Genomic DNA, 11,518 nt, shown 5'->3' with positions numbered 1-11,518 from the left:
GCGGTCATCATGGGGGCGGTCGTCGGCCTGGTGGGGCTCGGCGTGTACCCGTTCAACGACCTGACGGCCGCCGGGTTCGGGACGATCCTCACCGCGGCGTTCGGCGTCTCGGCCGTGGTCCACACGATTCACACCAAACAGAACGAGCTGGGATCGAACCTGGAGGTCGACAGATGAGCCGGCGACCGAACCGTCGGTCGCCGACGGCCCGCCGTTCGACGCCATGACGCGCGCTCTCCGAACGCTCGCTATCGGCCTGATCGCGGTCGGACTGGTGCTCGCCCTCGTCGGGACCGGCGGGTTCTCCTCTGCGGCGACGGACCGCGACGTGACGGTCGCGACCGCCGACGACGAACGCGCCTTCGTCGGCTACGACTCGCCCGACGAGATCGCGGTCGCCACCGAGGGAGCCGCGGCGAACGAGAGCGGAGACAACCGAAGTGACGCGGTGACGCTCGTCACCCTGACGAACGGATTCGGCGTCGACGTGGACGTCACCGACGTCGAGATAGACGAGAAGCCCGACGACCTCGACGTCACCGTCCGACCGCCGCCGTCGGACGTCTCACCCGGCGAGCCGGGCTCCGACGCCGTCTCGGCGGATCTCGAATGCGAGGACACCTTCGATGACGAGCGGCTGTCCGTGACGGTCCACGTTCGGGGGGAAGGCGTCGAGGCGGTCGTCTTCGGCGATACAGAGCGTCGAACCATCTCGGTCACCTGCGAGACAGGATCCTGAGATCCCGTCGGTAGCGCTCCGTCTGTCGACGGATATTGCCGTGTCGATCGCTCCGGTTCCGACCGTCGCTGGGACGCGTGCGCGGTCGGCCGGCGTCAACGTGTCGCAGAGAAGTAGCGGGAGGTAGATTTGAACTACCGATCTCCGGGTTATGAGCCCGGCGGAATCTCCTGGCTATCCCATCCCGCTATCGTATCACAATCCCGTGCGACTGTTAAGCGTTCTGATCGCGTCGCCCGTGTGCGATTCGTCGGCGTGTCGTTTATACGCAGTCGACCGCCGTCGCGGCCGGATCAGTCGGCGGCGTACCGCTGTCGAACGCGGAGCGCGGCGACCGCGGCGAGGAGGCACGCCACGGGGAGGACCACGTCGGCCGGATCTCCCGTCAGAGCGCGGCGCGCGGTCAGCCCCGCCATCAGGGCGAAGAGTAACGCCAGCAGTCCGGCGATGGGGACCACGTAGCCGTCGGCGAACGTCGTTCGTCCAGATCCGTCGCTCATACGCCACCGTCGACCGGAACCGGGTAAAACCCCGGGGACCGGAGCCGGGCGGTTGCGGCGGCCTCGGGTTGCGCCGGCCGCAAACGCTTTTATCAATGATAGATAGTGATAAATTGATGCGAAAACCGCTACTGACGACCGACTTTCTGGACCGGGCGCGCCGGCACTACGCCGACGAGGAGGCCGTCCTCGCGACGGACGGGGCCCGGTACACCTACGCCGAGCTCGGCGAGCGCGCGGACCGGTTCTCGGCCGCCCTGCAGGCCCGCGGGATCGAGAAGGGCGACCGCGTCGCCGTGCTGGACCCGAACACGCACTACCACCTCGAGGCGGCCTACGGCGCGATGCAGGTCGGCGCGGTCCACGCCCCGCTGAACTACCGGCTCACGCCCGACGACTTCGCGTACATGCTCATGGACGCCGGTGTCGACGCGATTTACGCCGACGCCGAGTACGCCGACCGGATCGAGGCGGTCCGCGAGGAGGTGCCGACGGAGACCTTCATCACGAACGACGCCGACGCCGTCGCCGGCGACTGGGAGTCGTTCGACGAGGCGCTCGCGAACGCCGACCCGGACGCCTACGAGCGCCCGGAGATGGACGAGGACGAGGTGATCACGATCAACTACACCTCGGGGACCACCGGCGACCCCAAGGGTGTCTGTCGCACCCACCGCGCGGAGACGCTCCACGCGTACCTCATCGCGATCCATCAGGAGATCACCGACGACGACGTCTACCTCTGGACGCTCCCGATGTTCCACGTCAACGGCTGGGGCCACATCTACGCGATCACCGGGATGGGCGCCCGGCACGTCTGCACCCGCGGGGTCGACGTCGCCGAGACGTTCGACCGGATCCGCGAAGAGGACGTCTCGTACTTCTGTGCGGCCCCCACGGTGCTCAACATGCTCGGCGACTACCACGCCGAGCACGACGGCGAGACGACCGGCGACAGCGACGTGCGGGTCGCGACCGCGGGCGCGGCGCCGCCGGAGGCGACGATCCGCACGGTCGAAGAGGAGTTCGGCTGGGAGCTCAAACACGTGTACGGCGCCACCGAGACCGGCCCGCTGATCACCACCTCGGACGCGAAGCGACACTTCGACGAAGACTCGGCCGACCGGTTCGCGGTGAAGAAGACGCAGGGGATCGGCTACCTCGGCACCGACGTGCGCGTCGTCGACGAGGAGGGGGACGACGTGCCCGCCGACGGCGAGACGATCGGCGAGATCGTCGTCCGCGGCAACCAGGTGATGGACCGCTACTGGAACAAGCCCGAGGCCACCGAGGCGGCGTTCTCCGAGCGGCTGGAGGGGTACTACCACATGGGCGACCTGGCCGTCGTCGACGGGGACGGATTCGTCTCGATCCAAGATCGAAAAAAGGACATCATCATCTCGGGCGGCGAGAACATCTCCTCGATCGAGCTGGAGGACACGCTCTTCGAGCACGACGCCGTCTCCGACGCCGCCGTCGTCCCCGCGCCGGACGAGCGCTGGGGCGAGACTCCCAAGGCGTTCGTCGTCCCGACGAGTGGGGACCCGGCGGACCCGGGCGCGACGCCCGAGGAGCTCACGGCGTTCGTCCGCGAGCGCGTCGCCGACTACAAGACGCCCGGCGAGGTGGAGTTCGTCGCCGACCTCCCGACGACGGCGACGGGGAAGATCCAGAAGTACGAGCTGCGCGAGCGCGAGTGGGACGAGGAAGACCGGATGGTCGGCGAGGGGTAGCGCGAATTACTCCTCGCCGAGCAGGCTCTCGACGAGCGCCTCGGGCTCGAACAGCGTGAGGTCGTCGTACCCCTGTCCGGTGCCCAAAAAGAGGATCGGCTTCCCGGTGACGTACGCCACCGAGATGGCCGCCCCGCCGGAGGAGTCGGCGTCGGCCTTCGTCAGGATGGCGCCGTCTATCTCGGCGGCGTCGTTGAACTCCTTCGCGCGGTTCACGGCGTCCTGTCCCGCGACCGCCTCGTCGACGAACAGCGTCATGTCCGGGTCGACGACGCGGTCGATCTTCTCCAGTTGCGCCATCAGGTCGTCGCTCGTGTGGAGCCGCCCGGCCGTGTCGCCGAGGACGACGTCGATGTCGTTGGCGGCGGCGTACTCGACGCCGTCGTAGATCACGGCCGCGGGGTCGCCGCCCTGGTCGTGGGAGATCAGCTCTCGGCCGAGCCGGTCTGCGTGTTCCGCGATCTGCTCGTTCGCGCCCGCCCGGTAGGTGTCGCCGTTCGCCAGCACCGACGAGTAACCGCGGTCGGCGAGCCACTCCGAGAGCTTCGCGATGCTCGTCGTCTTCCCGACGCCGTTGACCCCGGTGAAGACGATGGTGACCGGTTTCTCGGCGTCCGCGATCCGCTCCTCGAAGTCGAACTGACCGACGGCGATCACGTCGAGCAGGGCGTCGTGGAGCGCCGACTCCACCAGCTCGCCCGTCGTCTCGACCTGCTTGCGCGACTCGCCGAGCATGCTCTCGCGGACGCTGTCGAGGATCCGCTCGGCGACGCTCATCTCCACGTCGCTTTCGAGGAGCGCCATCTCGAGCTCCCACAGCGGCTGCTCTAAGTCCTCCTCCTCGATGATGATCCGTCCGGTCGCAAACGCCTTCGCCCGCTGGAAGGTGCTCGGCTCGTCGTCGGCCTCGTCACCCTCGTCTCCGGACGAGTCGACGGTGCTGTCGCTCTCGGCTCCGCCGGGCGACTCTTCGGCAGCGGCCTCGGACGGATCTTCGGCGGCCTCGGACGATCCCGCGGCCGGCTCTGCGTCACCGGTCGGCTCCTCGTCGGGCTCCGTGGCGTCGACGTTCTCCTCGACGTCCGACCGGAACCCCGAGAGCTTGTCTTTCAGTCCGTCGAACACGGTCTCTCGTTACTCCTCGTCGCCGGCCTGCTGTTGCATCTGTTGCATCTGCTGCTGTTGCATCTGCTGTTGCATCTGCTGGGCCTGCTGTTCGAGCTCTCGGCTCTCGGACTCGAGCTCGTCGACCTCGGCCTGGGTCTCCTCGATACGGTCGTCGAGCGCCTCCCGCTTGCGGCGGAGCACGTCGATCGCGTCGCTCTCGCTCTGCTCGGCGGAGTAGTTGCCGCCGAGCGAGACGATGATCTCGTCGATGTCCTGGACCTCCGCGCGGACGTAGGCGCCGCCGCCGAGCGGGACCTGCACCGTCGCGCCCGTGTCGAGCGTTTCGATGGCCTCGACGGCGTCGTCGATGTCGGACTGCTCCTCGCGGTAGTCCGCGATCTCGGCTTCGAGCGCCTCGAGCTCCTGGTCGAGCGCCTGCAGTTCCTGTGAGAGCTGCTGGAGCTGCTGTTGGCCGCCACCCATCATGCTGCGGACACCTCCTCGATCTCGATCTGGGTGCGCTTGCGGTTGTGCTGGCTCCCGACCGTCGTGTAGATGCGTTCGCGGGCGAGGTCTTCGTTCTCCGCCTCGACCTCCTTCGTGAACGGCTGGTAGTCGCCTCGGCTCTGGAACCGTCCACTCACCGTGTAGGTACTCATGTTCTCCGATCCGGCAGGGAGAGGGAAGTATCTTCCTAAAAAGCGAGGAACTGTCTCCGCGGCCAAATCGCCCTCGCTCGGCTCGTTGGCCCCGAATTCGGCCGATTCGGGCGGCTCCGTCGAACCGATCTACCCGGTCAGGTCCATCCGCCCGAACCGGAGGGCGGCGAGCGCGACGAGCGCGAGCGTCGCCGCGAGCAACGCCCCCGCGCCGACGAGGTCGTACTCGGCGTTGACGAGGATCGCGGAGGGGTCGTAGTGGGCGGTCGGGCTGACCGCCCCGGTCCGGTCGTACTCGGTGCTCGCCGCCAGCGACTCGAACATGAACAGCGCGAACAGGCCGCCGAGCGCGATACGCTGGGCGACGCCCTCGCGTGAGGCGAGCGTCGACACGGCGATCCCGAACGCGAGACAGCACAGGTGATACGGCACCGCGAGCGCGTGGACGGCGACGAGTCGCTCGACCGCGATCGTCTCGCCCACGGCGAGCACGCCGACGTAGGCGACGACCGGGAGGACGGCGTTCAACAGGAGCACGAGCGGCCAGAGGCCGAGGAACCGACCGATCACGACGTCGCGGCGCGGCACGGACGCCGACAGCGTGAGGTCCATCCGCCCGGAGGCGACGTCGCCCGCGATCGTCCCGCCGCCCAGGTACGCGAGGTAGAGCCCGACCAACAGCAGCCACGCGAACTGGTAGAACTCCACCGCGAGGAACCCCTCGATGCTGGAGATGGCGATGATCCCGAACGCCTCGCGGAACGCCGGCGGGAGCGCCTCCACGTACGCGTCGAGGTCGATCCCGGCGGTCGACAGCGAGGGAAAGAAGGCCAGAAACAACAGGAGGAACGCCGACAGCAACCCGGTCAGAACGGCCGCGCCGCGGGCGCGGCCGGCCGCCTCGTACCGCGCGATCGCCAGCCACGGCGCCGGGCGCTCGCTCATCGCTCGCCTCCGTCGGCCGTCGTCGCCTCGCGCCCCCGGTTCGCGTCGGCCGCGCCCGGCGCCGGCACGTCGCCGTCGTAGAACGTCATGAACGCCTCCTCCAGCGGCGCGTCGACCACCTCCAGGTCGCGGACGGTGAAGCGGTCGAGCAGGTCGATGAGGCCGTCGTACTCGCCGGTCCACGTGAACGAGACGGACTCGCCGACCCGGAGGTTCATCGCGCCGCGGACCTCGAACGCCTCGCGCTCGACCTCCTCGGCGACGCGGACGCGGACCTGCTTACCGCCCCGCGCCCGGAGGTCCTCGACCGACTCGACCGCGGCGAGGCGTCCCTCGCGGAGCACCCCCACGCGGTCACAGAGCGCGGCCACCTCGCCGAGGACGTGCGAGGAGAGGAGCACGCTCGCGCCGTCGACGACGCGCTCGCGGACGAGCGCGGCGAACTCCTCCTGCAGGAGCGGGTCGAGCCCGGAGGTCGGCTCGTCGAGCAGCAGCAGGTCCGGGTCGTGCATGAACGCGGCCACTAACGCCACCTTCTGTCGGTTCCCCCGCGAGAGGTCGGCGATCCGGCGGGACTCGTCGAGTCCGAACCGCCCGACGAGGGCGTCGCGGCTCGACTCGCCGCGAAGCGCCGCCTGGTGGTCGAGGAACGCCGCCGCGGTGCGGTCGCGGTCGAGTCCGGGGTCACCGGGAAGATAGCCGATCCGCTCGCGGGCGCGGCGCGACTCGACCGGATCGGCCGCGTCGTGACCGAGTAGCGTCGCGCCGCCGCTCGTCGGCGAGAGGAACCCGAGGAGGGTGCGGATCGCGGTCGTCTTTCCCGCGCCGTTCGGCCCGAGGAATCCGAACACCTCGCCGTCTTCGACGGTGAACGAGACGTCCTCGATACCGCGGACGTCGCCGTAGTACTTCGTGAGAGCGCGGCACTCGATGGCGGGCATACCGCCCGCAACTCGCCGTCAGTTCTTAAAAGAGCGGGGAGACGGGAGGAGGAGCCCCGATCCGGTCGGTTCGCGACGAGGCCGGGTTAGTCGATGAACCCGAGCGTCTCCTCGATCCGACCCAGTTCGGGGCCGGTGGTGTCCTCGCCGACGACGTACCCCTCGTCGGTGGCGACGAGGCCGGAGCCGACGAGCGGCGCGCCGTAGTTGACCGTGCCGAGGTCGGCGCGGACGTCGAGCGCCTCCTCGACGGCCTGCAGCTCCGACTCGGTCGACTTGGGGTGACAGAGCACGCCCGCGTTGTTCGCGACCGCGGCGGTGCCGACGGTGCGGACGTCGCCGAGGTCGCCGCGCGTCACCGGGACGCCCAGCGTCTCTCTGATCGTCACGATCGACTCGCGCGGCAGGTCCGGGTGCACATAGGCGCCGTAGTCGTTCGCGAGGACGACGTTCCCGGCCGCGTTGATCTCGCCGGGGAGCTCGCCCACCTCGCAGTCGGCGGCCTCGGCGATCCGCGACTTCTCCCGTTCGGTCGCCCGCGAAGAGACGAGCACGCCGTTCTCGGTGCCCGTCGCGAGGGAGCCGACGGTGTTGGCGCCGCCGATCGTCGTGAGGACGGGCTCCGCGCCCAGTTCCTCGCCGAGCGCGTCGGCGAGCTCCTCCTCGACGTCCGGTCGGACCAACAGGAGGTCGTCGATCGCGCGGGCGAACACGCCCACGTACGACGAGCCGGTGAATGTCGCCCGTAACACGTTACTCGGCGTACTCGGCTTCGACGACGGGCTCGCCGTCCTCGACGAACCGGGCCGCGCGGACGCGGAGCTTGCTCGGCGGGTGCTCGCGCCCGTTCGCCCAGACCGCCTCGTTGATCGAGGTGTCGAGGACGACGTCCGCCTCGTCGACGGAGAAGTGCTGCGCGAGGTGCTCGCGGACGATCCGCATCGCGAAGTCGGCGCGCTCCTGTACCGGCTTGTCGTTGGCGTCGCGGAGCGGGACGGTGACGACCCGCTCCTCGAAGTCGCTGGTGCTCATTTATTCGTCCAGGTCGTTCCGGCGCCAGTTGCGCCGCTTGGGGTTTCGCGTCACGTTCATGTCCGTCTTCATCATGACCCACGCGGGGACGCGGGTGTTCTGGCGCTCCGCCTTCGCCAGACGCTTCTTTTGAGCCTTCGATTTGTCTCCCATAGTAGCCCACAGTTCCCGCGGGGCGCATAAAACCCCTTCCATACCGCGTCGCTCGCGGCGTCGGACGCCCCGCCACGCGGCGCGTCGCGCCCGGTCAGAACGGCCGCTCGGCGAGGCCGCGATAGATCCGATAACACCGGTCGAGAACGTCGATCCCGACGCTCTCGGTGTCGGTGTGCGCCTCGCCCGGCTCGGAGGCGCCGCAGACGAGGCAGTCCGTTCCGGCCTGGGCGAGCCAACCGGCGTCGGTCGCGTGCGGCTTGGTGACGTGCTCGGGGCGGTCGAGCCCCAGTCCGTCGTGAACGTCGCGGGCGACCGCGAGCGCCGCGTCCGCGAACGCGTCGTCGCCGCAGGCCATCGGCGGGAGGTCCTGCTCGACCTCCCACTCGACGCCGTCGACCGCCTCGGCGGCGCGGCCCACGTCGGCGCGGTCGCCCGGCACCGTCCGCTCGTCGACCGTCACCGTGCAGCGCTCCGGGATCACGTTCCACGTCTCGCCGCCGTCGATGATCGTGACCGCGAGCGAGCCCGAGACGGTCTCGCCGAACACGGTGGCCTCGGGCGCGTCGAGGCCGCGGACGACGTCGATCGCGTCGCTCGCTCGGTAGATCGCGTTCTCGCCGCGCTCGGGTTCGGAGGCGTGCGCGGCCGTCCCGTGCGCGACGAGCGTGGAGGCGCGCCGTCCCCGGTGGGCGACGACCACGTCGGTGACCCCCGGTTTCGAGTAGTCCGTCGAGCCCTCCGCGACGAGGGCGCGCTCGGGGGCGAACCCCGCCTCGACGGCGTGACGCGCTCCGGTCCCGCCGACCTCCTCGCCGACGAACGAGGCGAACGCGAGCTCTCGGGCCGCCGGCGGCTCGGCGTCCCGGAACGCGAGCATGCAGGCCGCCACCGCGCCCTTCATGTCCGCCGCGCCGCGACCGTAGATCCGGCCGTCACGGCGCTCGACGACGTACTCGCCCGAGATCCCCTCCCCGGTCGTCTGTCCCTCCGCCGGCGGGACCACGTCGTGGTGGCCGACCAGAGCGAGGGCGTCGGCGTCGTAGTCGTTCGTCTCGCCCCTGTGGGCGAGCACGTTACCGACGGCGTCTCGCTCGACGCGCGCGTCCGTCTCCGCGCGGAGCCACGCCTCGACGGCGTCGCCGGCGGCGGTCTCGTCCTCGTGGGAGGGGATCGCGACCAGCTCCTCGGTCAAGTCCGCGAGTTCGTCCATGCGCCCGTCTCGACGGTGCGGCGAATGAAGGTGGCGGTGACGGGCGCGGGAGAGCCCCGACCTGTCCCGCCTACTCGTCGACGGTCCTGTCCCGCCTACTCGTCGAGGAGCCGCTGGGCGATGGTGTTCCGTAGGACCTCGCTGGTCCCCTCGTATATCTCGGAGAGCTTCGCGTCGCGGTAGAACCGCTCGGCGGGGAAGTCCTTCGTGTAGCCGTAGCCGCCGTGGATCTGGATCCCCTCGTTGGCGACCTCGCGGGCGATCTCGGAGGCGTACAGCTTCGCCTGCGCGGCCTCCTTGACGTACGGCTCCTCGCGCATCTTCAGGTCGGCCGCCTCGTGCATCAGCAGCTCCGCCGCCCGGGACTTCGTGTCCATGTCGGCGAGCTTGTGCTGGATGGCCTGGAAGTCCGAGATGGGCCGATCGAACTGCTCTCGTTCCTGCGCGTACGATCTCGCCTCGTCGAGGGCGGCCCGCGCGATGCCGACCGAGCGCGCCGCGATGGTGATCCGCCCGCCGTTCAGCGTCTTCAGCGCCTGCAGGAACCCCTCGCCTTCCTCGCCGAGCCGGCGGTCCTCGGGGATCCACATGTCGTCGAAGCGGAGCTCGGCCGTCGGACACCCCTTGTCGCCGAGCTTGTCCTCCGTTCCCTCAACGACGAACCCGTCGTCCTCCGCGGGACGGACGACGAACGAGGAGATCCCCTTTCGCCCCGCGTCGGGGTCCGTCTTCGCGAACAGCACGACCGTGTCGGCGACGGAGCCGTTCGAGATCCAGAGCTTCCCGCCGTCGATCGCGTAGCCGTCGCCGTCGCGCTCCGCGGCGACGCCGCTCCGCTCCGGTGCGTCTCCCGCCTCGCGCGCCGCGGTCGTCGACATAGCGGGAACGTCCGACCCGGCCTGGGCCTCCGAGAGCGCGAACGCGCCGATCTCCTCGCCGGTGTTGAGCGCGGTGAGGTACTCCTCCTTCTGTCGCTCGTCGCCGAACTCGTACAACATGTTGCCCGCGAGGGAGGTGTGAGCGGCGACGACGGTGCCGAGTCCGCCGGAGCCCCGCGAGATCTCCGCGAGGCCGATCGCGTAGCTGTGGTAGTCGAGCCCGGCGCCCTCGTACTCGACGGGGAACGGCATCCCCAGGAGTCCGAGGTCGGCCATCTCGTCGACCAGGTCGGCCGGGAACGCGTCTGTCTCGTCGATCTCGGCGGCTCGGGGGACGACCTCCTCGTCGACGAACTCCGCGACCGTGTCGCGGATCTGACGCTGTTCCTCGGAGAGCGCGAAGTCCATGTCATCCCCTTCCCCCGAGGACGCTTAGCCGTTTCCACACGGTTGTACACGCCCGCGGCGTTGGCGCGTTCCACGAGGCTTTTTATGCGTTGTGCCGTTAGAGTCACCAACTGAATGAGCGGACGAGAACACGGTCCCGTCGAGCCCGACCTCTCCTGGTGTCACGAGGCGGTGCAAGGCGTCTCCCGGACCTTCGCGCTGACCGTCGACGTGTTGGAGGAGCCGATGGCCTCGCAGATCTGCGTGGGGTACCTCCTCTGTCGCGTCGCCGACACCGTCGAGGACGCCGGGCACATCCCTCCCGAGACGCAGAGCGACGTGCTGCGGACGTACCGACGCGCGATCGACCCGGACGACGACACCGACATCGCGGCGTTCCGCGACGCGGTCGACAAGTGGCTCCCGGCGCCCACCGAGCGCGACGAGGACTGGGAGGTCGTCGCCGAGGCGCCGACGATCGTGGCGACGTTCGAGGACCTCGACCCCGAGGCCCGCGAGGCCATCGTCCCGCCCGTGTTGGAGATGGTCGACGGGATGGCGATGTTCGTCGACCGCCACGCAACCGCCGGCGGGCTCCGCATCGACGACCGCGACGAGTTAGAGCAGTACTGCTACTACGCCGCCGGCACCGTCGGCAACCTCATCACGAACCTCCTCACCCGCGGCGACGTCGGGGAGGACCGGGCCCGGCGGCTGCGGGCCACCGCCGAGGAGTTCGGCCTCCTCCTCCAGCTCGTGAACGTCTCGAAGGACGTGTACGACGACTACACCGAGGAGAACAACGTCTACCTCCCCGCCGAGTGGCTGGCCGACGAGGGGGTCGACCAGGAGCGGGTCGTCCACCCCGAGAACCGCGAGTCCTCCGCCCGGGTCGTCGACCGGACCGCCGAGTACGCCTGGTCGTTCCTCGACGACGCACAGGCGTACCTGGAGACGATGCCGCTCTCGAACGGGAACACCATGGAGGCGTGGACCGTCCCCTACCTGCTCGCCGTCGGCACCCTCCGCGAGCTCAAGTCGCGGCCCGAGGACGCGCTCACCGAGACCGGCGTGAAGATCTCCAGAGAGGAGGTGTTCGCGGTGATGGCCGTCGCCGGCGACGTGGGGCGCGACTCGCTCGCCGACCTCCGGCGGACGATCGCTCGGACGCCGTTCCACCGGGCGATGGGACCGGCCGACTGAGCGGTTCGCCCCTCCCGGGCGCGTCGTT

14 protein-coding genes and 1 tRNA gene are annotated in these 11,518 nt (G+C 69.7%); 3 read left to right on the top strand and 12 right to left on the bottom strand.

The genetic code is table 11. The features are described from left to right. Positions 1 to 223 precede the first annotated feature (223 nt). Positions 224 to 739, top strand: coding sequence for a hypothetical protein (locus U4E84_RS09775; protein WP_322531906.1), 516 nt, complete (start codon positions 224 to 226; stop codon positions 737 to 739). 114 nt (positions 740 to 853) lie between these two features. On the opposite strand, the gene U4E84_RS09770 is transcribed toward U4E84_RS09775, so the two are convergent. Both U4E84_RS09770 and U4E84_RS09765 read right to left on the bottom strand, forming a co-directional pair. Beyond that, positions 854 to 928, bottom strand: a tRNA-Met gene (locus U4E84_RS09770). Between the two features lie 104 nt (positions 929 to 1,032). Continuing rightward, positions 1,033 to 1,239: a hypothetical protein gene (locus U4E84_RS09765; protein WP_322531905.1), complete on the bottom strand. Its 207-nt coding sequence runs from the start codon at positions 1,237 to 1,239 to the stop codon at positions 1,033 to 1,035. Between the two features lie 116 nt (positions 1,240 to 1,355). On the opposite strand from U4E84_RS09765, the gene U4E84_RS09760 reads away from it, so the two are divergent. Continuing rightward, the gene (locus U4E84_RS09760) at positions 1,356 to 2,972 is read left to right on the top strand and encodes a long-chain-fatty-acid--CoA ligase (protein WP_322531904.1); all 1,617 of its coding nucleotides are present in this window, start codon (positions 1,356 to 1,358) and stop codon (positions 2,970 to 2,972) included. Between the two features lie 6 nt (positions 2,973 to 2,978). On the opposite strand, the gene ftsY is transcribed toward U4E84_RS09760, so the two are convergent. The 10 genes from ftsY to U4E84_RS09710 form a co-directional block, all read right to left on the bottom strand. After that, complete coding sequence (gene ftsY / locus U4E84_RS09755; RefSeq protein ID WP_322531903.1) at positions 2,979 to 4,097, bottom strand: signal recognition particle-docking protein FtsY; 1,119 nt, start codon at positions 4,095 to 4,097, stop codon at positions 2,979 to 2,981. Positions 4,098 to 4,106: 9 nt separating this feature from the next. Beyond that, complete coding sequence (gene pfdA / locus U4E84_RS09750) at positions 4,107 to 4,562, bottom strand: prefoldin subunit alpha (RefSeq protein ID WP_322531907.1); 456 nt, start codon at positions 4,560 to 4,562, stop codon at positions 4,107 to 4,109. After that, positions 4,562 to 4,738, bottom strand: coding sequence for a 50S ribosomal protein L18Ae (gene rpl18a, locus U4E84_RS09745; protein ID WP_256409407.1), 177 nt, complete (start codon positions 4,736 to 4,738; stop codon positions 4,562 to 4,564). Before rpl18a ends, pfdA begins: the two co-directional genes overlap by 1 nt. A gap of 129 nt (positions 4,739 to 4,867) precedes the next feature. Next, complete coding sequence (locus U4E84_RS09740) at positions 4,868 to 5,683, bottom strand: ABC transporter permease subunit (protein ID WP_322531902.1); 816 nt, start codon at positions 5,681 to 5,683, stop codon at positions 4,868 to 4,870. Then, entirely contained in the window at positions 5,680 to 6,624 is a 945-nt protein-coding gene (locus U4E84_RS09735) for an ABC transporter ATP-binding protein (RefSeq protein WP_322531901.1), read from the bottom strand. Before U4E84_RS09735 ends, U4E84_RS09740 begins: the two co-directional genes overlap by 4 nt. 86 nt (positions 6,625 to 6,710) lie before the next feature. Next, on the bottom strand, positions 6,711 to 7,376 hold the full coding sequence (locus tag U4E84_RS09730; RefSeq protein WP_322531900.1) for a translation initiation factor IF-6: 666 nt from the start codon (positions 7,374 to 7,376) through the stop codon (positions 6,711 to 6,713). Position 7,377: 1 nt separating this feature from the next. Then, on the bottom strand, positions 7,378 to 7,656 hold the full coding sequence (locus tag U4E84_RS09725) for a 50S ribosomal protein L31e (RefSeq protein ID WP_322531899.1): 279 nt from the start codon (positions 7,654 to 7,656) through the stop codon (positions 7,378 to 7,380). Continuing rightward, positions 7,657 to 7,809: a 50S ribosomal protein L39e gene (locus U4E84_RS09720; RefSeq protein WP_004050128.1), complete on the bottom strand. Its 153-nt coding sequence runs from the start codon at positions 7,807 to 7,809 to the stop codon at positions 7,657 to 7,659. A 94-nt stretch (positions 7,810 to 7,903) separates the two neighbouring features. Next, positions 7,904 to 9,022, bottom strand: a complete 1,119-nt coding sequence (locus U4E84_RS09715) for a M20/M25/M40 family metallo-hydrolase (RefSeq protein ID WP_322531898.1) — start codon at positions 9,020 to 9,022, stop codon at positions 7,904 to 7,906. A gap of 95 nt (positions 9,023 to 9,117) precedes the next feature. Next, positions 9,118 to 10,308, bottom strand: a complete 1,191-nt coding sequence (locus tag U4E84_RS09710; RefSeq protein ID WP_322531897.1) for an acyl-CoA dehydrogenase family protein — start codon at positions 10,306 to 10,308, stop codon at positions 9,118 to 9,120. Positions 10,309 to 10,422: 114 nt separating this feature from the next. Between U4E84_RS09710 and U4E84_RS09705 the strand changes: the two genes are divergently transcribed. Next, entirely contained in the window at positions 10,423 to 11,490 is a 1,068-nt protein-coding gene (locus U4E84_RS09705) for a phytoene/squalene synthase family protein (protein ID WP_322531896.1), read from the top strand. Positions 11,491 to 11,518: the final 28 nt, after the last annotated feature.

The organism is Halorubrum sp. AD140 (assembly GCF_034497445.1).
In the GTDB taxonomy this organism is placed as follows: Archaea; Halobacteriota; Halobacteria; order Halobacteriales; family Haloferacaceae; genus Halorubrum.
This window is presented reverse-complemented; position numbering and strand designations above follow the sequence as displayed.

What these genes read in the sequence shown, in the direction of transcription:
- U4E84_RS09705 (WP_322531896.1), top strand. Translation starts at nt 10,423, where the DNA reads ATGAGCGGACGAGAACACGGTCCCGTCGAGCCCGACCTCTCCTGGTGT.
- U4E84_RS09725 (WP_322531899.1), bottom strand. Translation starts at nt 7,656, where the DNA reads ATGAGCACCAGCGACTTCGAGGAGCGGGTCGTCACCGTCCCGCTCCGC.
- U4E84_RS09765 (WP_322531905.1), bottom strand. Translation starts at nt 1,239, where the DNA reads ATGAGCGACGGATCTGGACGAACGACGTTCGCCGACGGCTACGTGGTC.
- U4E84_RS09760 (WP_322531904.1), top strand. Translation starts at nt 1,356, where the DNA reads ATGCGAAAACCGCTACTGACGACCGACTTTCTGGACCGGGCGCGCCGG.
- rpl18a (WP_256409407.1), bottom strand. Translation starts at nt 4,738, where the DNA reads ATGAGTACCTACACGGTGAGTGGACGGTTCCAGAGCCGAGGCGACTAC.
- pfdA (WP_322531907.1), bottom strand. Translation starts at nt 4,562, where the DNA reads ATGGGTGGCGGCCAACAGCAGCTCCAGCAGCTCTCACAGGAACTGCAG.
- U4E84_RS09710 (WP_322531897.1), bottom strand. Translation starts at nt 10,308, where the DNA reads ATGGACTTCGCGCTCTCCGAGGAACAGCGTCAGATCCGCGACACGGTC.
- U4E84_RS09775 (WP_322531906.1), top strand. Translation starts at nt 224, where the DNA reads ATGACGCGCGCTCTCCGAACGCTCGCTATCGGCCTGATCGCGGTCGGA.
- U4E84_RS09740 (WP_322531902.1), bottom strand. Translation starts at nt 5,683, where the DNA reads ATGAGCGAGCGCCCGGCGCCGTGGCTGGCGATCGCGCGGTACGAGGCG.
- U4E84_RS09735 (WP_322531901.1), bottom strand. Translation starts at nt 6,624, where the DNA reads ATGCCCGCCATCGAGTGCCGCGCTCTCACGAAGTACTACGGCGACGTC.
- U4E84_RS09715 (WP_322531898.1), bottom strand. Translation starts at nt 9,022, where the DNA reads ATGGACGAACTCGCGGACTTGACCGAGGAGCTGGTCGCGATCCCCTCC.
- U4E84_RS09720 (WP_004050128.1), bottom strand. Translation starts at nt 7,809, where the DNA reads ATGGGAGACAAATCGAAGGCTCAAAAGAAGCGTCTGGCGAAGGCGGAG.